Genomic DNA, 23,110 nt, shown 5'->3' with positions numbered 1-23,110 from the left:
CCGGTTGGAGACATATAGTAAATTCCTAGTCCCATTCCCATAAGTTAATACCTGTATAATATTCAATAATACTTGCCAGCCAATTATCTATTTCTGATATTGGCCAATATACCTTTGAAATAGGCACATCCCTACCAATAGGATCGCTAGGTTCATTCTGTCTATCTCCGAGCATGGCAACCGTATCAAATGAGATAACCTTTGGATTCAATCGCATGGTACTAAATGGCATAAATACACGATAAGGTAAGATAAAAGTTTTTACTGGACTTGTTGCTGAGTTTAAGTGAAATTCAGGACCAAACCTTAGCTCAACCTTTAGCTGACCAAACTCCTCATCAGGTTTGCATTGAAGTAGAGACACTAAACCATTGACAAAACTATGAGGTCCTCTGCCAAAACCATAATCTTCAGCGGCTTCAATATCAATAGTCAGCGTTGTCAAATCTACAGGGATTTTCTTACCCCTGCCTGCAATTTGACCCGATAAATACAGTTGATTATTTTGAACTACAAAATAGCCAAAATAGTGCTCTATTGGCAGTGACAAAGAACGTACAATTCGACCATTTAATAAATTGACAGAGATTACTTTTGAAAACTCCGACGCAGTATTACGCTCTTTAAACGTCAATAAGACATAATTTTGACCATCTAATTGATAAAAAAATACGTCTTTTTGAAGTACACCATTACTGTCTTCCGAATAGATTTTTTGCCATAGTTCAGTAGTTTCATGATAATAGTAAACTGCATTATGGGCTATAAACAAACAATGGCCTTTTTGATACGGGTTGTTTATATAAGTTCGATCTTTATATTGGTTCTGCAAATCTCCAACGGTTTTCAAATCGATTGACTTTGGCTTATAGAAAGGGAAATCGCTACTTGTATCGTCATAATCAGTTAATACATTACTCATGCTAAAATCCACCCTCCTTGTACAAATATAAAGTCACGTTGTGTATTCGGTATTGTCATATGATATTCAGATCCCGCTTCCTCACCACGCCCAATTGATTGCCCACTTGGGGGGCACACTTTGGCAGGAGATGCTTTACTTGCCCCCGCATTGCTCAGTAGCTTCACCGTAATATGTGAACCTTCAGGCGCTGTTTGTGGCAAATGTAAGGTACAAGCCGTTGCAAACAAATATGTACCACCTGCAACCGCCCCCATGTCGTTTTCAACTACTTGATAAAACCCCATCAAAACCGGCACACCACCAAGTGTTTCGCCATCACCGACATAAAGCTGCTTTGTGTCTGTCGAAAATCCTGGTTCGCCGTTGCCAAGTACAGTTTGTAATCGTGTTGCTTCTGGGCCTCTTCTAAACTGGATCCGTCGCCCCATTAAAATACTCCCCCGTCAATATCGCCGCCTTCAACAGCGAGACCCAATGAACTAACCCAGTCTCGTACCCAAGCGGTGGTTGCAATATTAGTGCTATTATCTGAGCGTGCCCGTGTAGGTGATTTTGGCGTACCGGTGAACATAGGTGAGGTAAACAGCTGTGATTTCGATAAGTTATCAACTTGGCTTAGGCCAACATCTGCTTTGTTAACCGTTACAGCCCCTGTTTTACCGTTTACAGATAAAACATTATCTGTTGGTGTGCGCAGCAGCACCCAGTTTGCTAATACATTCGCAGGTGTCGACTTGAGAATATAAGATTTGTTCTCGTCGGTGCGAATCGCCAAGTCACCAGGCTGTGCATTTAGCGCTAACATGGCAGATTGACTGGCGACCTCAAACGGCTCACCTATTGCAAGACTGGGTAACACATTTTCAGGAATTTTACCGGTACTGTCTAGCAACAACACATGGTTTGCGCCGCTACCTGCATCACGATGAATAGCACTACCAAGGGTGGTGAAAATATCCACCCCTCCAGGGGTTGTGCCATCACCGATAAATAGTTTTTTGCTGTCGGTCAACCATATTGGTTCACCATTACTCGGCGTGACATTGGTGCGGTTTGCCGCAGGTCCGCGCCTAAACTGAATTTTGTTCGACATTAAATACTGCCTCCGTCTAACGAGGGAACATTGGGGTAAGAATCAGAAAATGCGCCACCATCAAGAGATAGTAAGCCTACAAATTTATTAATTTCATTATTTACATAGTCTTGCGTGGCATACACCATAGATGGATCTATTTTTAAATTCACCATTTCTGACTGCACCACATCAATCACCGCTTTTATTCCAAGCTCAGCACTGGCGTTGTCTTCAATACTAGGCTTGTAAGTTTCAGGGTATTTAACAATGGCAAATGCTTGATCGTCTTCAGTGTAAAAAGCGGCTTCACGAACATAAAACCCACCTTCCGTGGCAGGGACAATACCGATGATCTCAAGCATTGCAGGATTGTTTTCTAGCGTTTTGGAGCTATTTATCAGTCCTCTAAATCGCTCACTCGTGAGATGCTCCGCATCAGGTAAAATATTGCCATCACCCACGGCAAATTTGACTAAGTTGATTTTAACGCCAGTACCAATGGCATTGGCTATTTTAGCGCGACCCGCTGGTGTCAGCATGGTCCAGTATTGTGGTTGGGGCATAACTACTCCGAGGGTAAATATTGGTATAACTGCAAGACTGACTGGCTACCACAAAACGCATACTGGTATTGCTTACAATCTCGCTGGCATAGTATGGATAGACAGTGACAGAAGCACCAAATAGCGCTGCTGAAGCCAGCTGAATTTTTGCTGTAGATAATAAACTGAGCGATAAATTAAACTGAATACTATGGCGTTTATTCGCTGAGATGGTTTGAAATATCTGCTGATATAACGACTCATTGAGCCCCCTATCAGACACCGCAACATCAATAGCGATTGTCCCGGCAGGGCCTTTAGGTACTTGTTCAAACCATTCTGTGATACGGGTGTCATATCCAAAAGGCGCTAACGCGTTAATAATGGCAAAACGCGTCCCAAGGTGTTTGTGTTGTTCATAGCTTTGCGCAATGATCTGCCGTTTTATAGACTCTGGCCACTGCTCATCCCACTGCGTAACACTTTGGCTCCACGCCAACCAAGGTAATAATTCGATTGGGCAAGTCTCAGGTTGCCATAATGTTTCTAGGCAATTTGCAGCTTCATTCAGCACAGTAAAAATTGGGGATTGAGTGGCTTGTATTTGCTCAATCAGCTCAGTTCCTCGGTGTACTGGTTTACTATCACTCACACATCACCTTCAAATATCAAGCCAGCGATGCCATTTTCACACCAAGGGACTTCATGGCTCGCAATTATGACATTCTCACTCGGTGCAGCGAGTACAACATCTTCCACACCGCTACTATATAAAGTGGCAAACAGTGCTGAGCGCTTTATCGCAGTGCCCATGACACTGGTTTGTGCAAAGAAATCTTTTAAATTGGCCAACACTTGTGCTTTAACTTGTGCTTTGCCTGGTCCCGGGGCTAGTTGCACTCGGGCATTGATGGTATAGGGCTTCACTGTCACTGGCACAATTTCAACTCTGTCACCAATGGGCCGCACTTTTTGCAATGCAAGCACATCAGATACGGTATCAGCCGCATCTGCTTTGAGTCCAAACGTTGCTCTGAGCTTGTTCAGTAGTGCGTCTGAAGGTATACCGTTGGCTGATTCATGACTCAAAATGGTCAACACTACATGGCAAGGTGAAGGACTTGTAACATGAACATCTTTGACGCGACTATCTGCAGAAAATGTATGATAGCGATAACTTTCAGCTGTTCCAGCCGTATTTAGACTATGGAATGCTTGTTGTATTCGGTGTCTAAACCGTTCATCTGACTCTTCTGGCAAACGGCTTACACCATAACGCGTTGCAATATGGTCTAGGTCACTATTTGTTGCTGTCGCCAACAAGTTACCTTTGACGGTGTCATTTATTCGTCCTTTAAGCAGCATGCTGTGATATGCAAATGTATTGAGTAACTGTGTTAAAGGCTCTGATTCTAGCTCTAGCGTCTTACTAACATCTGGAACTAACTCACTCAATTTACTTTTCAACTGCTCCAGAATTTGTTCATATTCCAGATTTTCTAATAGCTCTGGAGGTGTTAGCTTAGATAAATCGATTAACTGAGATGATGGCATGGCACTCTCCGGTACTAAACAGAAAATAAAAAACCCACAGCAAACTCTTGCTTGTGGGCTTTGGAGATTGGAAACCTGTGTGCTTGTTAACTTTCTCAAGCATAGGTCTATCTTACTGATTTTTAGGGAGTAAAACAGGTCAATCCTGACCTGCTGTGAAATTATTAGAACGCAATCACAAACTCTAGTAATTCAGCTTGAGAGGTAAGGCTAAGCACCGCAGCTTCTAACTCACCGCTTTTTTCACGCACCACTTCTCTTTGCTGCAAAATGGCGAGTAGGTTTGCACGCTCTGTTGCTGCACCTTCTTCATTACCGTTCAAACGCTCACTCAACTCACGCTCTTTTGCGCGCTCTACTCGCCACTGCTCTGATTGCAATTTGCTATAGGCGAGTTGCTTTATGCGCGTAATAACTTGCTGTTTTAAATACTCAACTTCAGAGTTTTCTTCAGTCTCTAACTGAGCTTCAGCTATAAACTGTGCTACCGACTCTTTATTCCATTGCTCACCCGTTTGCGGGTGTACCAACCAAAAGTTACCCGCAATAGACATCCCTTTATTATTGTCGTAATAAATATTCATTTTCACTCCTTAAATCGCGCGACAGGTTCTGGCGAGGCCATACTGGTTATATAGGTAGTGCTCATTAATAACACCGATATGTGAGTATGGATTCATCGCTTGAATGGCTGTTGCCATTATGCCTCCATCATACCCTACGCTATCGGCCTTAGAACGATAGCAATACGAACTCAGTAACTCGCCATCTAGTGTTTCCATAACCACATTCACTTCACCTTCACTATTCTCTGTACCATTTGAACTTTGTGTACGGTATGGCTCACTATTACTGGTAAAAATATAATTGATGGGCTGAAGCTTCTGCTCTTCGGTAAAGAGATAATGCGCATTAAATTTGTCACCTGCCATTTTTACTTCACTACCGAGTAAACCAAAGTAACCGTAGTAGTTAGATGAATAGCTCGACATCGCCGCTTCGCTGTGGTTATAGCGATTTATTCCATGCGGCTGCGCTAAGGTATTTGCGATAAATACCATCGTTGTAAAGTCACCGCTATCCACATAATTCTGATATTCAGTTGCATTCGCGATGGCGATGTTAGTAATGTGATTGCCATCACGATACTTTTCCACAACCAAGTTAGTACCCGAGTCGATAACCACTAAGCAGTGCTTTTGGTTGTTATACAACACAGCCACCTCGTTATGGTTGTAGCTGGACCGCGTTGGAATACCAAATTTATCTCGGGCATTGAGATCTTGCTTTGGCAAAGTACGCGAGGTAAATCCCTGCCCTAAAACAAAGATACCACCATACTCCGTCGCATTCGCTGACTGAGACTCTTGGGTGCTATATACGATTTCAAAACTAACATCATTAGGTTGTGCTTTTAACCCCAGTGGCACAATGGCACTTGCGCCGTGTTGATACACCTTAGTCGCAGGGTTTTGCTCAAAGGCATTATTATGGACAAAGCTTGATTTTAGTACGGTGGATGACGTGCCATCTTGGCTAATTTGTAAATGATCTAAACGACATGTGTCCGTTGCGGCATTTACGGTATAACTTGGTCGAGTGAGATAGGAAGTACCATCACTATTATAGATAGCCAAAACCGATGTGGAGCGGCGGAAATTGACATTATTATTCGCCGTATCAATATTTTTTATCGCGAATAAGGTTTTTGGTGTTGCAGCAGTGTTATTCGCGACCACTTCATTAATTTGTTGCGTCAATGGACCTATTTGATCCAGTAGCGCTAGTTTTGCAGCCCTGGTAACCAGCTCAGCGGTCGACGCGGTTAAATCAGCTTTAGCAGAATCAATATTGTTGATCGCTGAAGTTGCAACCTGTTGCAATAGCTGGGTTGAGTCATCCAAATGTTCCTGTGCAACGGCCACAACGGCTTGTTCAAGCTTAGCGTTATCTGTGAGCCGCGCTATTGCATTCGTGACTAAGGTTTGCTCCTCTGCACTCAGCGGAGTGCTGCCGTTCATATCAGCGACCAGTTTGTCAACCATTACCTGAACGGCTTGTTGAATTGTTGCCATAATTTCCTCTTATAAATCCTTTAAATTGGTAGCAGGGTTTCACCCAACACTTGATTGAGCCGAAGCCGTCTAAAGCGCTTGTCGATATCTACTTGAGCTTGTTGATGTGCCAGTTGCTGCTGATGGATATCTGCATCAATTGCCTTAAGCGCATTGATCAATCGCTGTACGTCTTGTTCAAGTAGATTATCTGGGTGAGGGAGTGGATATTGCTGAAATGGAGTAAATTGGTTGATGTCCACAACTTCTCCTACAAAGTAAATGTGCGTAGATTTCGTACTCTAGGGCGCTGTGCAGGAGTCCCCTTCAGTACCAGTTTCACCCGTGTTGTGGCGGTATCAACACCGTTAAAGGTGTAGTTGAACTGCTGCCAACCATCGTTCAGTACTGAACTGCTATCCAGTGCAAGCGGTAGCCAAACATCCCCTTTTTGCATCAAGGCTTGTACTTCTGAGTGGCTTTGAATATTCGCTTCAAAGCTCACCGTTAAATCACCGCCTAAACGGCAGCGCAGCTCACGAGAGATATAGTCTCCAGTTTGCGCGACTTGCCCGTGAACACACTGGCTGCCCGCAAAAAGTACTGGCGTTAAGTTTTGTGTTCCCGTCAATACAGCAGCGACCTTCACCTTGCCTGTTATGGTTTCTCCAAGCGTACTTGGTTGCCACTCTTGAACGCTTAGCACTTTTTCTTTATTGCCAGTAGGGTAAGTGAGTTCAAAGGTAACTTGAGTATCTGCACTTGGGCGCTGGACTACAGCTAAGAGCATTAAATCCGTTACTTGCTCAACCTCTACCTCGCCGAGTTCAATCCGTCTACTTTGCTCTGTGAATTTGGCAGCCTTTAATCTAAATGTCAGATCTTTATCCTGATGTGGCGTCCAGGTGCTAGCGTTGCTTGATGATAACAACACTCCTACTTGATACGGCTGAGAGGTAACCCAGTTATGCGCCTGATCAAGCTTACCGAGCTCTGCAATAGCAACACTGTGCTCGGCCCCATCAGTTAACACAACCAACGCATATTCCTGATCGGCATTTAAAAAGGTTGGAGTAAAGGTAAACAGTGTCGGTTGGTCATTTAGCTTTATCTCATCGCTGCTTATTTTGCTACTTGCCAGCACAGTTTGTGTAGGAATACCTTGTACTACTTCACGAATTTGAACTTCTACCGCCTCCTGTCCTTTGGCGGTAAACCATAATTCAACACCGGCAATAAATCGCGATTGCTCCAAAATAAAGGTTTGTGCGAGTGGGTCAAAACGCTGAGTAATAATGCTATTTACACGCCTCAATGTTTCCACTTCAATCACGCCACTACCTGTATAACTAGCGCTTCCTGCCGAACCTTGCTTACCAATAAACCGCACCAATTTAGTTCCGGCGGGAACATTATTTGGCACTTTAAATCGACCTGCTAATTCACCGCGTGTATTTGCTTGGATCATGCTTGCACCTCTGAAATAATTTCAATGCCATCGAATAACAGTGAGTCCAGTTGCTCACCTGAATCAAACCCAGAGATAGCAAAGTTGACCCAACGAGTGCGCAAGAACTCCGCTTGCTGACGGCGCACACCAACTCGCTCAGTACTCGTTTGAGTAATAACGCGACGAACACGCCCTCCACCGCTAGTTAACCTGCGAGTAATAGGGCTTGTCCACTGAGTCTGGGTTTGCGTCCAATGATCAACACTTGGGGTTAACGTGACATCCGCAGGCAGTGGTTCAAATGCCATATAAGGATTAATTTTCATCTCCCCAGTACGGCTTTCTTGTATTAAGACGTCTTCGAGTTCGTACGGTAATGTCTGGACTTGTGGTTGTGACAACTGAGTTATTTCTGCGGCCATTGGCAGCATAAGTTCGCCATCCACAATAGCAGCGCTTTGCTCAAGTCCAATATCGCGCATATCGTCATCTAAAAACGGGTCAACAAACACGCCGTATTTGCTCGCAGGTGACTGGGCATTGGTATCGTTACGTAGGCGTTCAATGGCCAACAATTGGTATAAATCTGAGATCTGCTGTTGCATCAACGCAAGATCTGTCATTTGTACCGCTTCAATCGCAATATTTTGGATATGCGGCGGCGCACTCCCCCAGTGTTGCTGCACTTGGGCAAGCCCCAGGTGTTGATGAGGCACTAAAGGTGCTTGCGGGTTGATTCTGTCGGGTGCACCTTTGATCCGCTCAACATGACCATTGGGGGTAAGCACGAGCAGGTCGATACGTGGCATAAACCAGTGATAATCGACGACCACAAGGCCATTTTCGAGCATTTCTTCAGCTTCGTTTAACTGCTGCTCGAGCCAAAACCCGGTTTCGTCGGCATCAACTTCAATTAGTCGGCGATAAGTATAAACCACGTCATACGACGTGCCTGACGCCGGCTTATTGCCACCATCACGCCAACTAATATGATTGCGGGTAAAAATAAAGTCGATACCTTGCTGATATTCAATGCCACCTTGTGAGATCTGCAAAATTTCAATGACAGAGTCATCATCAAAGGGATCGGTGTTTTGGCCGGTTTGCGCGTGGCCTCGAGTCAGAGAGGTACGCTTTTTCACCTCAGCAGTCACCTGATCAATGCGCTGCACCGGTGCAAAGTCTAAATCGACTCGCATAGCGCCTTGGGCATTAGCACTAAATCGGCTCGGCTCATTGATCACCTCACGCACATCGGGGTCGTTCGGCAGCGTAACAGGCAGTGCGGTGTTAAACGCTATTTCATAGCCATTGATATGCGCTTTTCCCTCTTGCACATTAAAGTGCTGGTGGCTTGCCGTGCTCTCTCGATAGCTGACATTGAGCCCGCTCACCACATAACTCCCGCCGTTTGACTCGCGGTCGTAACGCGCAAGTGCGCTGGTAATTGAGTCTAGTTGTGGTGGCGGCTGCTTAACGATAAGCGTGCCATGATCGATTTGGTAAACGGGAAAAAAGTCGCTATTGGGATAGTCAAGGCTGTCGCTCAGCCCCCAACGGCCCGAGATTTTCAGTCGCGCGGCACCCGCTTCGTCAAAATTGTGTGCACCAATGGCTGGATCTCTAAGTGTTGAATCTTCAAGCTCTGTCACCACTTCCTTTGCTAACCACACCCCGACAATTTCGAGTTTATTTAGCGCAATCGCTAACTGTTTGGTGTCGACCTCATGTACCGCGCCCTGTAAATATACTGAGGATGCGCCAATGGTTGCAACGGCATGAGCTTGGTCAATAACCACCTCGCCCCCCTTAACCACATCCCCATCTTTCATCAATACATCAGCGATGCCTTTTAGATGGTGCTGAGACTGCAGTTGTAGATCGTTGAGTTCACGACTTTGCAACCCTTTACTCGCTCGAAACAATAGCTGGCTGTAACGCTTTGCAGGATCAAACTGCTGGTAATAATCTTTTATCATTGCTTTCTTCTTAAAAACTGATCACAAACTCAAACGTTTCGCGTACCCCTTGGTCGCGAAATAGCGCCGTGCGATGCTCAAGCAAAATAAGCTCACCTGCCTCTGCAACCTCGTCTGGTAAGAGGTAATATTTTCCAGCTGGAATGCCCGTTTTTGGTGTCGTACCAAGCATTAAGCCAAGCTCGCGAATATGCTCACCTAAGCCATCTTCGAAGTCGTAGGTGAATTGGCAATACAGATGTTGGCTGGCGGTGTCGCTTAAGCGGAACTTTCCGGTTGGTACCTGAATTTCGCCTTGTTCATCTGGCTCACAAAAGCGAATTTGCTTTGCCTTGCGATAACCAATGAGATTAGTGAGTTGTGTGGTATTGGTAGGGGTTGGCGGCAAAGTATTATCCCAACTTGATGCGCCGTTACCCCATGCCAAATAAATAGCCTGCTGCTGCATTAGCCGTGCAAGCGCCTTTCGGCCTTGAAGTGTTAAAGTGGCCAAGGACTGCTCCTTAAAGAAATGAAACCGAGCTAAAAATTAAGCTCGGTGAGAAGGTAGAGGTTTAGTAAGGTTCAATCCAGAGGTCGGATTGCTGCTCTGCGGCAAGTAAACAAGCTTGCGTAAGTTGTGCTTTGGTTACTTCGGCCACATTGTTATTAGCAAGTACCCAGCGCTGTGTGTCACTGTCTGTCATCAGTAGTATGGCTCGAACCATACGTTGCTGACTTTGTTCGTCACCATCAAACACCAGACCATCAACTTCAACGGCGATTGACGCCACATTCGCTGCACGCTGACTTTTAAAGCGTTCACGTTTGGTGTCTGCAATTTGTTGTTCAGTATGCGCAAGGGTCGCAGGATGGTGATAAGCCATTCGCGCTTCGTCGTCGTACTCTATGCGCGATTCAACAGTTTCAGTGGTTAATGCTAAATCCACCTCCACATGCTCAACACGATAGCAAGCTCTTCTCACTTGCAAGTCCAGCATAGGCTCCGCTGGTAGTGGCGGCACAGGCATTAGTTCATCTGGGTTAGCGGCATTGTGCGCTTGCGCCTCAGCTATCTGTGCTTGCACTTCTGTCGTTTCAGTCTGCCACGCGGCATGCGCCTCGCGATATGCGGCTTCTTCTTGCTCAATGGCAAGTTGTAGCACCTCGTCAATCTGCTCTTGAGGGTGACGCAGCATTATTTTTGTTTGCACGTCCGTATAGCTCAGCGTTAAGGCCTCTACTGCATCAGCCGTGAGGTTCTCAGCCTCAGTATTCATTACAATCTCCTTATCCATTGTGTGCAATCCCTATTGGGAATAGGGTGTGATGGCAGAACACTTTGACGGTATTGCCGTTGAGATCGGTTTTGGTGTTTTCGCGATCGATAATTGGGATGGTTTGATCGTCGCCCCAGTCATTGTTGTGAACTCTAATGAGTGAATATTCTACGCCTGAACTTGTCATGATGCGGCCGTCATTTGCTACGCGATAGCCATCAAATGCAGACGCTGAAAAAGTGAAGTTCAACCTATCTTGTACCGCAATGACAGGTCTGTTTAAGTGACCGTTATCAAACCCTTGCAGCCTGTATACCTTCCCTTTAACAACGCTCGCCTCAACGCCGGCTTCAATGACTTCAACATCACTTAGATGAATTGATTTATATTTGAGTTCCGTACCATGAAACTGTAAATACAGCAGCCCGTTCTTTTCAGTAATTGTCGATAACGCTTTTACTGCTGGCGAATTATCATTTGGAACATCAAGATTTAATGGTTCATGGATTGGTTCATCACCTGCACGAGATGTCCATCCAAGGGTTTGGTTTGGGCTATAATAAGCGTGCTTTGAAACATTAAGATGCTCTTGAAAGTATGCACTGCTATTACGTTTGCCTACTAACCCTGTAAGGCTGGATTGCAATCGATTTCCATATTGATTCAAATATGCTTGGGTCGCATAGACTCGCCCAATATCCCCACAGATCGCTGAGTTTGTTGCTGCATGAGTGAACACGGAGTCTGACTCATACTGCAACAATGCCACGGCATTGGCATTCCAGCTTACTGAATTTATATTTTTTACAGGATCAAACTGCACATTATTTTTAACCCAAGTTTGTCCCTGGTCGATAGTAAAGGTTGCTGATAACGTATCACCGGATAGTTTCCGATTTAGTGGATAGCCAGCTGTCCCGTCTGGTAACTTTGGTATCCATTGACCTTGTACACCATCAGGAAATGTAGATTTAAAGTTATCAGGCGTAGCAACAATGTCAGTCCAAGGCAAAATATCAAATTCTGCATTACTTTGATCTGTAGGAAATAATAGCTCAGCCTGTATTGTTGATGCTCTACCTGTATTGAACCAATTTAAATTTCCCGTGTTTGGGTTAGTAAGGGCAATCAAGTTGCCATTTCCCTCAATAGAGAATTCATCCAAAACCAACCATTGATTGAGAGTGACGCCACCAGCAAAAGTAGTTAAGTTTGTATTCCCCTCGTCAGTAAACTTTATTGCAATTGGAGATGCTTTAAATTTAGTTTGGTTTGGGTAGCTTGAGATTAATCTGCTACCGTTGTATAGTTTGTCGTCTCCAATTAAGCTGCCTTCCGATTTAGGGTCTTTTTGAAACAAATAAATAGTGACAGCTGAGTCATAGCAGTTACCTGATTTTAACTTGGTAAATGGAAGCGTTTCCTTACCTCTGAATTTAGCTGCAATAACATCTCTTAATTTATTTTCTCTGAGTTTGTTTACATCGAGTTTATTTGCATTAATACGTAAATCTTCAACTTGCCCAGCATAAATTGCATCATAGAACTTATACTGGTCAACTCTTCCGCTATATCTTTCGTCTCCCGATATAGAGCCGATTGTCCCTAGAACATCACTTACTCCACCACTTTGATACCCTGTAAAATAATCTTTTACCGCTGTAGACTGTTTTGCTTCCGGGATATGCCAGCTTCTCCAGCCATTATGGGCGCTATTTACGAGCTTTCCTGTTCCCATGGGATTATAAGTTGGGTGATAAGCCCCTTGGTTTAAACGCTGTACAAGGGCTATTGGTAAGGCATAACACAGTCCTTTGTGACCAAATTTATTGCTATTTATACCTTCAACGGCATGGAATACACCAAGATCGCTTTTTAAAAGAGAGTAGGCGCTTTTCGATGAAAAGTAACCATTTGAGGTACGGTGAGAAACGTATGAATTCGTTTCCACTTTAATGCCTTGCTTGCCGACACGATAGTTTAAGTCGTAACATAGGACGCCTGCAGTATTAGCTCTTATTGCTCTCCAATCATTCCCAAGCCCCTCAATCACCCTAACCCGATATCTAACCTGAATATACGCTTTGGCTTCTGGGTCGTAGTAAATATTATGCTCGGGTTCTCCAAGGAAAATAGCCTTTTGCGGCTCCGTTAGCGATGACCATTTAACGCCATATCCCTTTGTACCAGTATCCCATTCACCAAATGCTGAGTACCCCTGAGCAACGAGGTTATTGCGAAGGGCAATGCCCTTATAGTTATTTGCGCCATATTGCACATTCCCTAGCGGATACACGACATCTTTATCTGCAATTTTCTCATGCCAAGATTCCAGAAATGCTAAGTCTTTACGAGAGGTGATCACCTTATTGGTCTCGGTTTCTGCTGCAAATGCGGTTGCAGCATCGTTGTGCTGGGTGACGGTGCCAGACGCTGAATCATAGGTTTTGGTGCCATCTGGGGCCATCGGAAATCTAACTTTATTAATTATATAAGATCGAGCACAAGCAACATTTTCCAATTTATGGGATACACCATCAACTACTGCTATAGGGTAGTCTGTTAGCGATATGCCTTTGGAGTTTACATCTTTACCACTACGGCCGAGGAAAAACGTATTTCGCTCTGGGGATATGGCCTGCCATATACCGTCATTGATATTACAGTTTTCATCTATGGATTCTTTTCCCCACTCCACAAACCCACTTCCCGCATATTGCTGTTTACGCATGTCGCGCAGTGCATCAAACTGGGCTTTGGTCATTACATGGGGATGCGGGTTAACGCTTTGCGCATCTGCAATCAGTGATTTAAGTGTTGGCAGTGTATGGCTGTTGCCATTTAGATCTTTGAGGTTGACGCTGCCAGACTGAGTTTGCCAATCATTCAGCGCTTGGTTGTTCTGATTAACCGTTTGATAGGTTTGGGCAATATCTTGCTTAACCTGATCAATTTCTTGTAAGCCTTCGGTGATATTGTTGGCAAGTTGAACACTTGCTTCGGTTTGCTCAGTTGCGGCCTGTTGCAACTGGGCAAGTTGTGATTCTATGGTCATGTATTATCCTATGTTTGCTTTTCTTAGGCGCATCGCCAGTTGCATGGTTTGGTTGGCTTGCTGGATCAGACTTTTACCTTGTCTAAGATGTGCATACACAGATGTTGCCAGCTCTTTTGCCATAAAAATATTGGTGTTAAGCACGCCTGTTTCAAAACTGACTTGCTGTGCAGGCAGCGCTGCGAGGTTAAGCGAAATGACCTCTAACCAGGCTACGTCTTTGCTTTTACGATTCAGCACTTCACCCCCTGCGCTATATACCGCAACTAAGGTGCTGCCAGACCAAATTCCTAATTCTTTAACTGGGTAATCGGCTTCCCCCTCAAACACGGCGCTAAAACGCACTTGTGTTGCAGTGAGTTGCTCCGCCTGTAAAATCGGGACCTTTTGGCGCTCTTGTCGTAACTGAGTTTGCAAGTGAGACGCGATATAACCTGCGCTTCCTGCGGACAAATGCGTCAACGTAAAAGCTTGCCCTTGCTCTAGCGCCTGCGTCAATTTGGCAAGCCCCGGTGTCGTCCATACAACAGAGGCAAATTGTGATGATTGCATTGAGAATTCCATTTATTTGAGGAGTGCTATTCTGGGAGTACCACTTGGAAACGACTACAATGAACATTAAGCCGTCCAGTGGTGGCGAGCGCAGTTGAGAGCGGCATCATTTGACGGTGTTGCCAATGTGCAGTCGTTGCATGAAGCGGCTCACCAAAAAACGCATCGGCTTTAGTCCAGCTTTGTTGCCACTCACCCTGCCACGAGCGTGTTGACCACACGCGATGCTGCGAAAGCAGCCTGATTCGGGCTGAGCTCACAGGCAGTTGTGAAGGCTCTTTGTCACTGAGCTTATATTCACTCAAGCGTTTTGTGGTGAGGTAATGACTGCGCTGACTATGTGTTCTACTGAGGTGTGCAGCGGCATTCGTCACGTTATGACTCACACCTTGCTGATGGCTGCGGCCAAAGCTGACTTTGCATAGCGTGTTATCGCCATCATGAAATGGCACGCCAGAAACATCAGATAGAAGCGCCCCAAAACCACTTTGAGATAACTTCAGTTCACGCACATCATAACCATGATAAATACGTGAGAGTTTGGCTCTTACTGGGGCTGATAGTCCAAGCAGCTGATGTATATCTTTCAGCGCCTTGTTCCCCGGGATTTTGCCAGATGCCAATTGATAGCGATAAAAGTGGCGTCCGGGTTTATCAACCTCAAGCTCAGCCTCGTCAAAGTTAAGCCAATTGAGCGCGATGTCTACACTTTTTGGTGTACCACGAAGTCGCTGCCAAACCAGACCTTCCTTGATGGTTTCGCGAAGATCTTGGCTGTAGGGCAAAATAGCTTCTAAGCCATACTCCCAAACGAGCCACATCAGCAAGTTGTCGTGCGGTTCGGCCTTAAACCCAGATAACCTTGAAATACCCGAATGAATATCGTCACTCACGGCAACACTTTGCTGCAATCGCCGTTGCAGCAAAGTGTGATTAGAAGGTAATAACGTCATCTTAGCCTCGCTTTAATGTCAGCGAGATTGACTTGGGCATAACGTACTGATGGGCTGCCACATCAATTAACTGTGTTGGAGCAAGCAGTTCGATATGCCTAATTCCCGTACTATGTAATTGTGCATGCAGCCAGCTTGGCGTTAAATCCCAGCCAAGTGTCGTGATGTTGAGCCAGTTGTCTTGCAACGTTTGCTCCAGCTTATTGATAATAAGTTCAGAAGCATGAGTATTGAGATAAAGCTCAGCTTCAACATCTACCCAAACGGGCTGTGCAAGTTTGACCTCTAACGTGTCTGTTAGCATTTTCACCGAGTCGTCAAATAGCCTCTCTTTCACTTGTGCTAAAACCTGTTCTGCATCAGTGTCAAACTTTGCGAGTACCGTTACCACCACCAGCCCGTCCCCAGGGCTTTGCACCGACACATCCTTGATAAATCCCGGTGCAGCTTCAATGGCTTGATGACGATAATGCGCCGCACTACCTGCCGTACTGGACGCTATGGTGCTGTTGCGAATACGCATTCGTAAGGTTTCGTCATGCTCATCGGGCAACCGAGCCACCCCATAAAAAGCGCCAAGATGCTCAAGATCGGCGCCTTGGCTGGTGGCTAACAAATTCGCCGCCGCGGCTTCATTGACGCGCTGTCGTAATAACAGCTCGCGATAGCTTTCAACTTGCAAACAAATCGCAAGCGGCGAGCTTTCGAGCGCTAACGCTTCGGCATATTCAGGTGCAAGTTCGATAAAACGTTGTTTACGTGCTTGGAATAAGCTTTCGAAATCAAGTGGTTCAAGGATATTTGGCGCAGGCAAAGTGGAAAGATCGATTGATTGATTTGCCATAGAGTGCCTTATTCTGAGGAAGTTAAAATGCTTGCAACACCAGTGGCGCGAGATTCAATTTCTTGGTAAACATTTTCAGCACCTTTACCTTGATAGGGAAACTGAATTTCATTATTCAGCACTTTTGAGGTTAATGTACCTAGGCTGTCACGCCCCTGTAATGCCGCTGCACGCATCTCGGCAAGTGTTGTTGCTTTGCTGAGACCATCAAGCAGCTTAATAAACTCAACTAATACTAGGTGGCCTGTATCTGCAGTAGTCCCAATAATAGATTCTACATCCGCCACAGCTCGGTTTATTTGCCCGCGCTTTACTTGCTTGTCTAGGTACGCAAGTGTCGCTAAATGATCTTGTTGTGAAGGAATTTGTTCTTGCATAATTACACCTCGATTCTTGGATAGTTAATAACACGGTCAACAGCAAAAGTGGCGTTACCACCAAATTCAACGATGTTTTGTGGTGTTTTGTCACTGCCAACGGGCGATGGGAGCATGTTAATAAAGCGAACAAATAACATTGAATAAGGGTGCAGACCATGAAGCTTAATTGTGTCAATAGTCTGGGTGGTTGCACATGCATTCCACCCACCAGTAATTTTTGGCTGAAGGCCTAAACGCTCAACCTCAGCGTTAATCTGGTCACTTGTTGCTTCATAATTTGCTAATACAAATTGAGGAAAGCTTCTAGACCAATCATGACTATATTGATCTTCTTCACTGTGACCAGGTGCATAACTATAACTACGAGTCAGATGTACTTTGGTAAGTGCCTGAGGGGCTGGATAGGTGTAGTAACCCTGCGTAGCGATAGGTACTTTCACCCATTTTGAAATATGTGGTGCTTCAGGTTCAGCTTCTATATTTAACGAGCTCTTAGAATGATCCGCCCTATCATAATAATTAATTCGCAAGTCAGAATGGCTATCTGCAAAGTTGAGGATCGCTTGATCTGTTTTTGCTCCTGCCAAAACAATCGCTTCGCTAATATCTTGCTGCGCATCACTTAGTGCATGATTAATCTCCCCCATTTTGCCAACCACGGTTTGTGTGAGGGCATTATTTGAATCGATTAATTTGCCGTTCTCGGCTTGCAGTGCGGCGATGCGCTGCTCTAATGTCATTGGCTGATAATCCGCCATATTACACTCCTAGCTGTAGTAGTCTGTTGTTGAATTGAATTTGTCGGTGATTCGCTTGAATTTGTGCACTCAGTTGTTGGGTTTGTGCCACCAGCATGTCGAGAAATTCACCGGCATAAAAAAGCGTTAAATCGCCTGTAGTATTAATCGTGATAGCGTCTACGGGTGCAGCACTTAACAGCAGATCAAACCCTTGTACAATTTGTGCAATGGGTGTTTGATAAAAAAGTACATTTTGCGGGTGAGACCAAACGGCAAACAAAGTGCCATCGGCAAGATAAAAACCCACTTCGCGCACCGCGTACTCAGCATCGTCAATAAAATGTCCGGTAATATGAAATTGCCCGTCACCAACAACTTGCCCGCCGGCAATCGCCACTCGATTTTTTTCACCTCGCAGCCTAGTTTGGCTACGAGACGGCGTATAGCCAGAAGTGCCTACCGCAATCGCGCTAATATCAATGGTAAAACCATTGGCTTTGGCATTAACGGCCGCGTTTAATCCCGCCTGCGTAATAAGCGGCGTAAATTGTTCCATGAGTCATTCCTTTAGAGTCTGTTAATCTTCAAGTTTGTTTTTGCAGCAGCTTTGTTTAGGTATTAATAGCAATAAAACGACTGTCGCTGGATTTGAATAGCAAAAGGCGCTGCGTGAACATACAGGCTGGAAGCACTTTTAAGATCAGAGCGCACTTCACCGGATATTTTGCCCACCCCTTGCAAAACAGAAGTTCCAGCAAGATACGACTGGCTTAAATTTGCAACATTATCTGTTTGTTGAGGCATCCATGTTCGCTGGAGGCTCGCAGACTGACTGACGGTATTGAGTGATAAATTTGCACTTTGCTGTACACCTACACGCAAACTAATTTGGCTGCGGCATGGTTTTGTCATCACCACAGCTTGCCAAAGTTGTGCTTGCAACTTAGGAGTCAGTAGCGTGCTGCCTGCTGGGTCTAGGTTCTGAGCGGCCAAAGCAATGATCTGTGCAGAATGCGGCGTAAACGCGTGAGGATTTTCTTGTTGCCACCACTCTTTAAGCTCAACTTTTGCAGCTAGAGTGGAGAGCGCGCTTTTTATTGCACTAACCGTCCCTTTTATTCGATGATCGGGCACGCTATTCGCTATAATCTTGCGCTTCACTTCAATTGGCCAAGCGCTATCCCAAAAGTCCACACTGAGTGCATCCGCAAGCCAAGGTAAAAAATGCTCGGGACATCGCCAGGGATCCCAAAGACTACCAAGTGGAACAGGAGTCGCGGAAACTTTGCTTAGCGCCTTTGCCAGCGCATGCTCAAGCTTAGTACTTGCGTGCGGTAATAGTGTATTAAATATCTCTTCCTGCAATGTTTATCTCCACTTGTGTACAAAACGCAGCCTGCCAAGGGGTATTGATAATGTCGGCGGTGGGTGAGAGCAGCTCAACACGTTGCACACCAGCTTGGTGTAGCGCACTGTAAAGCCCAGATAAACGAATATCATGATTAAGTTTATGATGTGTTTTTAACCATTGCTGCACGCTTTGCTCCACCGTAGATCTCACTTTTTCTTCATCGGGGCCTGGATATAAATAAAGCGTGGCGAGGAGGGTAAATTCTTTTACCTCTGCTGAGAGTACTCGTGGCCTATCGGTCAAAGGCCTAATATCTTCTTGAAACAAATGCTCTGTAATTGCTGTGATTTCGTCTTGATTTGGTATGCCATTGCCTCTATCTGTCAGCACCGTTATGGCAACATCTCCCGGCGCGGCATCTAGAAGCCTAGCGGCATGGGTACAATGCAGTAATTTCGTATGCACTGGTACTAAGTCTGATAATGGCGGCTCGACCTGAAGCAGCTCAAATTCGGGAGACTCAACAAAAACATCCTTAACTTGAGGTAAGGCTTTAAGCGTGTGAAAACAATAAGCACCAATTGGCCCTGCTGTACTAAACCCTTCTAGTGCCAATTGAATACGCGCTCGAAAGCGTTCGTCACTCTCCCCAGCTTCTCGTATCACCGCAAAACGATTCCCCAAATAATCGAGTTCACTGCTCGTGGCTTTTGCCAGCAACACCTGCTGCGCGCCTTCATTAATCCGTTGACGTAATAGCAGCTCTCGATAAGCAAAGACTTCCATCAGCTTGACGATGGGGTCGCCAGGTAGTAGCTCAGAAAGTTCTGGGCAGGCGTGCTCTACGGCTTGCTTTAGCTCGTTATAAAGCTTTTTAAATTCAACGGGTTCAAGTAAATCGGATGCGGGTAATTGACTAAGACTGACCGCACTGAAGTTAGTTAAAGACATAATGGGGCCTGTTATAAGGCACCCAATCAAAAATGACTGGGTGCTTGTGGTAGGTATGTTTAAGCGTTACTTTGCAGTGCTTGGCTTACGCCATTTGCACGCTCGGCGATTTCGTGCATCACCTGTGCTTCGCCTTTCACTTGATACGGAAAAGTTAAGCTTCCCGATTGCACATCAGCGTGAATATGGCCAATTTTATCTTTAAGTCCACTCACAGAAGCTCTAACGTCATCCAGTGATTGCGCGGTGCTAAGTGAAGTAACCAAACTGCTCAGCTCTTTCAACAGTAATTGTGCCGTATCTGCCGTTGTACCGAGCAATGTGTCTGTGTCTGCAACTTGTTGAGCAATTTGCTCACGCGCAGACTGCTTGCTCTGCAGTGCTGTCTCAACTGCGCTTAGCTCTAATGTGAATGTTGTTCCCACCCCAAATGTATCTTCAACAAATTCTTGCGTTACCAGATATGGGGTATTAGCGTCATAAAACTTATCAACAACTTGGTTATTTACTATTAGTTTTGCCATTTTTATTCTCCTTAACCGTAAGCATTTTGTGTAGCGTCACCTAAATAGGCGAATTGTCCCCAGTCATCCAAAGGTACTTCTCCTGTCACAACGGCAGGAAGGGCTATTTGAATCACGCCAGTTTCATCTTCAGGCTTACCTTGACCATGAACAAAAGGGTGACAGTGGCTATATTTATTTCGACCGAAATAAATGGTTTTACCACAAAGCTTCGCTTCTTGATTTGCCTCTAAACCCTCACACCAAAACCCATTGGGTAGTACTCCACTTATATGTTTTACGATAGCCGCGACAGTGACCAAAGTTGGTGCTCTAAAGTACTGGTACATTAAATAAGCAAATAGATGTGCACTCTCGCCCCGGCGGTTTGGGTAATATTCCAGCTCCCAAATATTAAATTTACCTGCAAAGTATTTGGTGTCGGAATTAATTGCTCGTAAAAACTCTCTTGCGAGCGGTGTTCTTTGGTCTGTTTCGACTCCGGTTGTAACTGTTTCTAAAAGTCTTGCTTCTTTTACATAACCACCACTCCAAGAGTGTGGAAAAGTGCCTGCCTCATTGGGAATTAATGCTTGGTTTTTAGTCACGCGAAAATGCGACTGCTTTTTGCGGGTAGAGTCAAACCTTTGATCTATTTTGCCTAACTCCGCGTTGACTTTATTTTTTGCATCAACAACGCTGCTAGTTAAAGTCGCCGTAATATCTTGAATTTTATTATCGACGGTTGCGGTGAGGTCGTTTGACGCCTCAATCAATTTGGCAATATCTTGTTCTAATGCCATATTTTTTCTCCATATGGTTAATACGATTTGTAAAAGGAATACTGAGTGTTATCTCAGCGGTAAATCAGGCACAAAAAAGCCCACCGAATGGTGGGCTTAATAGCCTAAAGTCGTTGTAGATTGGTGTTATTGCGGTTTTGGATAACGGTTTTTAATGGTGCTTCGCGCTTGCAGCCACGCAGTTTTTGCCGCTTGTGCGGCTTCACTCGTTTCACCAAATTCGGCCATTGCCGCTAGATAATCGAAGGCAAGACCATCTGACTCGCTCTGGTAAGCAAAACTTCTAGCATGCATACATTGCGCTGCAAGCTGAGCCTGCTTTGCCTCAGCTAAAATGCTTGGAATGTCAGCACTGGCTACTCCCAAGTCTGCCAGTGTTTTTTCATCTGCCGGTACATTAATCAGTTCATCATCACCGATTTTTAAGGTTTTAATTTCCATTGTGACTCCTTTAAGCTGTTGGTGGTGTATATGGATGGTTTGCGTATGGAATAGCGCTTAGTGTTGGGGCTAAACGCTCGGCAAATGGAATTGGCTCTGCGTACCAACGAACTGTCCAATTATCCCAGCTTCTTGCATATAGATTCCGTCTTTCTTGATCGCTACCGTCATGGAACCATACGTCGCCTTTCCAGTTTTTAATAATTCGATATTTAAGACCGCCACCTCTTAAGTAAACCCCGCAATGAGTAGCACAGAATGCACCAAAGGCACCTTCTTCACCGCCACCATATAGATCTAAACTTGAGTCAACTTTCTCGCGTTTACAGTACATAGCAAAACTGGCATGGCTTACGGTAGGGTTATAACGCTCATGAAAGCGCTTAACGTGTAGAAAATTTGCATCACCGTGCCAAGCTGATGCATTTCCCTCCAACTCAAGTAAAAGTGCCGCTTGATGAGGACTTGTGGTGTTTAAGGGTTGTGTGTCGCTATTCCAAGAATACTGGCGAGCAATCGTTAACTTACTCACTCCCGCGGCATTACCAGGAAAACGCCACCACACCGGATAAAAATAATCCTTTGAACCCCCGATAAAAATATCCTGAACATAGCGTGTTTCTGGCATCGCCTCTTGAATAAATTTGTCGACATCTTGCTCTTTTTTCGCAATACGCGTGTCAAAGGCAGCCATTTGGTTATCAAGCTGCTGCGCCTTGTTATCCACCACCGCCGTTAAGGCATCGGTAGACTGAATGAGATTAGCAATATCTTGTTCTAATGCCATGAGTTGCTCCTATAAAATTCCTTTGTCCATCAACTCAAACTTCTGTTTAAGATGACGAGTCATATTGTTAATTTGCGCAGCGCCTAGCTTGGCAAGTTCAGGGGCGATAAGAATATTTAGATTAACGCCGTTATCGACGATGGTAACTGCGTCGGCAGGCACGCCCGTTAGCACCAAATCAAAAGCAAGAAGTAAATCGACTTCCGCCGATTTATAAGCAATAGGTCTATCTGGTGAAGAATACACCGCAAATAGCACCTCTTGTGTTTGGCCATTTGCTTCGCTTTCGATATAAAAGCCCACTTCATTGACCCAAAAGTTATGATCGGTATCATCAATCACACTCATATGGATTTGGGCATTACCCTTATCTTCGCCACTTGCCACCATAATGCGGTGGACTTCTTGTTGTAGCTGGCGGCGGCCTTGATCTGGCGTATAATTACCAGTGCCAAGCCCTACCTTGCTGATCTTCGCTTGAAAGCCATTTTTTTGGGCGTTAAATACTGCTTCCAAACCCGCGGTGGTGATGGTCGGCCGTAAAATCGTGCTCACAGCACCTGTCTCCTTTTGTTGAGTGATATCAACCCGCATCAATACACAACTCATTTGATAAGTTGGTTTATTAAGCACATTGATATGAAATGACAGCAATGGGTTTTATACCAATAGGTACTACCGCTGGGTAAACGCTGATGACATCAATTGAAGTGTTTATTTGCTATTCCAATAGCGGTTGTAGGCTAAATTGCTGCGATGATTAATACCAATTTGCTTAATTAAGTGAGCTATTTTGAGGCGAGAAAATCTTGTCGATAACTCCGCTACCGCGTCCTGCTATCACTAAGGTACCTACATCCATGTAGGCAAGGCGAAAATTTTGCTATTTAGTTGTTCTAAATGAGAAATTTT

Annotated in this window: 27 protein-coding genes; all 27 read right to left on the bottom strand. The window is 45.0% G+C overall.

Going from position 1 to position 23,110, the window contains the following annotated elements; all coding sequences use genetic code 11:
- Positions 1 to 25: 25 nt before the first annotated feature.
- Positions 26 to 922, bottom strand: a complete 897-nt coding sequence (locus tag CTT31_RS05020) for a hypothetical protein (protein WP_260492116.1) — start codon at positions 920 to 922, stop codon at positions 26 to 28.
- On the bottom strand, positions 919 to 1,353 hold the full coding sequence (locus CTT31_RS05015) for a hyaluronate lyase N-terminal domain-containing protein (RefSeq protein ID WP_069020255.1): 435 nt from the start codon (positions 1,351 to 1,353) through the stop codon (positions 919 to 921). Before CTT31_RS05015 ends, CTT31_RS05020 begins: the two co-directional genes overlap by 4 nt.
- Positions 1,353 to 2,018, bottom strand: coding sequence for a hyaluronate lyase N-terminal domain-containing protein (locus CTT31_RS05010; RefSeq protein WP_017218937.1), 666 nt, complete (start codon positions 2,016 to 2,018; stop codon positions 1,353 to 1,355). Before CTT31_RS05010 ends, CTT31_RS05015 begins: the two co-directional genes overlap by 1 nt.
- Positions 2,018 to 2,563 carry a phage tail protein gene (locus tag CTT31_RS05005; RefSeq protein ID WP_083229855.1) on the bottom strand — a complete coding sequence of 182 codons (546 nt, stop codon included), beginning with the start codon at positions 2,561 to 2,563 and terminating at the stop codon, positions 2,018 to 2,020. The genes CTT31_RS05010 and CTT31_RS05005 overlap by 1 nt, the downstream gene beginning before the upstream one ends.
- Positions 2,514 to 3,194: a phage tail protein I gene (locus CTT31_RS05000; RefSeq protein ID WP_260492115.1), complete on the bottom strand. Its 681-nt coding sequence runs from the start codon at positions 3,192 to 3,194 to the stop codon at positions 2,514 to 2,516. The genes CTT31_RS05005 and CTT31_RS05000 overlap by 50 nt, the downstream gene beginning before the upstream one ends.
- Positions 3,191 to 4,096 (bottom strand): baseplate assembly protein, encoded by a 906-nt coding sequence (locus tag CTT31_RS04995; protein WP_260492114.1) that lies wholly within the window; start codon positions 4,094 to 4,096, stop codon positions 3,191 to 3,193. Before CTT31_RS04995 ends, CTT31_RS05000 begins: the two co-directional genes overlap by 4 nt.
- A gap of 164 nt (positions 4,097 to 4,260) precedes the next feature.
- Positions 4,261 to 4,680, bottom strand: coding sequence for a hypothetical protein (locus tag CTT31_RS04990; protein WP_260492113.1), 420 nt, complete (start codon positions 4,678 to 4,680; stop codon positions 4,261 to 4,263).
- Positions 4,681 to 4,689: 9 nt separating this feature from the next.
- Positions 4,690 to 6,171, bottom strand: coding sequence for a hypothetical protein (locus CTT31_RS04985; RefSeq protein WP_260492112.1), 1,482 nt, complete (start codon positions 6,169 to 6,171; stop codon positions 4,690 to 4,692).
- A gap of 20 nt (positions 6,172 to 6,191) precedes the next feature.
- Positions 6,192 to 6,413, bottom strand: a complete 222-nt coding sequence (locus CTT31_RS04980; RefSeq protein WP_069020265.1) for a hypothetical protein — start codon at positions 6,411 to 6,413, stop codon at positions 6,192 to 6,194.
- Positions 6,414 to 6,421: 8 nt separating this feature from the next.
- Positions 6,422 to 7,618, bottom strand: a complete 1,197-nt coding sequence (locus CTT31_RS04975; protein WP_260492111.1) for a hypothetical protein — start codon at positions 7,616 to 7,618, stop codon at positions 6,422 to 6,424.
- Positions 7,615 to 9,579 (bottom strand): DUF4815 domain-containing protein, encoded by a 1,965-nt coding sequence (locus CTT31_RS04970; protein ID WP_260492110.1) that lies wholly within the window; start codon positions 9,577 to 9,579, stop codon positions 7,615 to 7,617. Before CTT31_RS04970 ends, CTT31_RS04975 begins: the two co-directional genes overlap by 4 nt.
- 10 nt (positions 9,580 to 9,589) lie before the next feature.
- The gene (locus CTT31_RS04965; protein WP_069020271.1) at positions 9,590 to 10,072 is read right to left on the bottom strand and encodes a hypothetical protein; all 483 of its coding nucleotides are present in this window, start codon (positions 10,070 to 10,072) and stop codon (positions 9,590 to 9,592) included.
- A gap of 61 nt (positions 10,073 to 10,133) precedes the next feature.
- On the bottom strand, positions 10,134 to 10,838 hold the full coding sequence (locus CTT31_RS04960) for a DUF4376 domain-containing protein (protein ID WP_249122465.1): 705 nt from the start codon (positions 10,836 to 10,838) through the stop codon (positions 10,134 to 10,136).
- A gap of 10 nt (positions 10,839 to 10,848) precedes the next feature.
- Positions 10,849 to 13,893, bottom strand: coding sequence for a coiled-coil domain-containing protein (locus CTT31_RS04955; RefSeq protein WP_260492109.1), 3,045 nt, complete (start codon positions 13,891 to 13,893; stop codon positions 10,849 to 10,851).
- 3 nt (positions 13,894 to 13,896) lie between these two features.
- Complete coding sequence (locus CTT31_RS04950) at positions 13,897 to 14,445, bottom strand: phage tail protein (protein WP_260492108.1); 549 nt, start codon at positions 14,443 to 14,445, stop codon at positions 13,897 to 13,899.
- Positions 14,446 to 14,471: 26 nt separating this feature from the next.
- Complete coding sequence (locus CTT31_RS04945) at positions 14,472 to 15,398, bottom strand: phage tail protein (RefSeq protein ID WP_260492107.1); 927 nt, start codon at positions 15,396 to 15,398, stop codon at positions 14,472 to 14,474.
- A 1-nt stretch (position 15,399) separates the two neighbouring features.
- Entirely contained in the window at positions 15,400 to 16,242 is an 843-nt protein-coding gene (locus CTT31_RS04940) for a baseplate assembly protein (RefSeq protein WP_260492106.1), read from the bottom strand.
- Between the two features lie 8 nt (positions 16,243 to 16,250).
- The gene (locus tag CTT31_RS04935; RefSeq protein ID WP_260492105.1) at positions 16,251 to 16,619 is read right to left on the bottom strand and encodes a hypothetical protein; all 369 of its coding nucleotides are present in this window, start codon (positions 16,617 to 16,619) and stop codon (positions 16,251 to 16,253) included.
- Positions 16,620 to 16,621: 2 nt separating this feature from the next.
- Positions 16,622 to 17,380, bottom strand: a complete 759-nt coding sequence (locus CTT31_RS04930) for a hypothetical protein (protein WP_260492104.1) — start codon at positions 17,378 to 17,380, stop codon at positions 16,622 to 16,624.
- Between the two features lies 1 nt (position 17,381).
- Positions 17,382 to 17,918 (bottom strand): phage tail-collar fiber domain-containing protein, encoded by a 537-nt coding sequence (locus CTT31_RS04925; RefSeq protein ID WP_069020287.1) that lies wholly within the window; start codon positions 17,916 to 17,918, stop codon positions 17,382 to 17,384.
- 62 nt (positions 17,919 to 17,980) lie between these two features.
- Positions 17,981 to 18,727: a phage tail protein I gene (locus CTT31_RS04920; RefSeq protein ID WP_260492103.1), complete on the bottom strand. Its 747-nt coding sequence runs from the start codon at positions 18,725 to 18,727 to the stop codon at positions 17,981 to 17,983.
- Positions 18,708 to 19,664 (bottom strand): baseplate assembly protein, encoded by a 957-nt coding sequence (locus CTT31_RS04915; RefSeq protein WP_260492102.1) that lies wholly within the window; start codon positions 19,662 to 19,664, stop codon positions 18,708 to 18,710. Before CTT31_RS04915 ends, CTT31_RS04920 begins: the two co-directional genes overlap by 20 nt.
- Before the next feature lie 59 nt (positions 19,665 to 19,723).
- On the bottom strand, positions 19,724 to 20,188 hold the full coding sequence (locus tag CTT31_RS04910) for a hypothetical protein (RefSeq protein ID WP_260492101.1): 465 nt from the start codon (positions 20,186 to 20,188) through the stop codon (positions 19,724 to 19,726).
- Between the two features lie 11 nt (positions 20,189 to 20,199).
- Positions 20,200 to 20,970 carry a hypothetical protein gene (locus CTT31_RS04905; protein WP_260492100.1) on the bottom strand — a complete coding sequence of 257 codons (771 nt, stop codon included), beginning with the start codon at positions 20,968 to 20,970 and terminating at the stop codon, positions 20,200 to 20,202.
- Between the two features lie 126 nt (positions 20,971 to 21,096).
- Positions 21,097 to 21,411 (bottom strand): hypothetical protein, encoded by a 315-nt coding sequence (locus CTT31_RS04900; protein ID WP_260492099.1) that lies wholly within the window; start codon positions 21,409 to 21,411, stop codon positions 21,097 to 21,099.
- A gap of 10 nt (positions 21,412 to 21,421) precedes the next feature.
- Positions 21,422 to 22,198, bottom strand: a complete 777-nt coding sequence (locus tag CTT31_RS04895; protein WP_260492098.1) for a phage tail protein — start codon at positions 22,196 to 22,198, stop codon at positions 21,422 to 21,424.
- A gap of 9 nt (positions 22,199 to 22,207) precedes the next feature.
- A complete protein-coding gene (locus CTT31_RS04890) occupies positions 22,208 to 22,753 on the bottom strand; it encodes a phage tail-collar fiber domain-containing protein (RefSeq protein WP_019647288.1) in 546 nt (181 codons plus the stop codon).
- Between the last annotated feature and the right edge of the window lie 357 nt (positions 22,754 to 23,110).

The organism is Pseudoalteromonas maricaloris (assembly GCF_024746855.1).
Classification (GTDB): Bacteria; Pseudomonadota; Gammaproteobacteria; order Enterobacterales; family Alteromonadaceae; genus Pseudoalteromonas; species Pseudoalteromonas maricaloris.
This window is presented reverse-complemented; position numbering and strand designations above follow the sequence as displayed.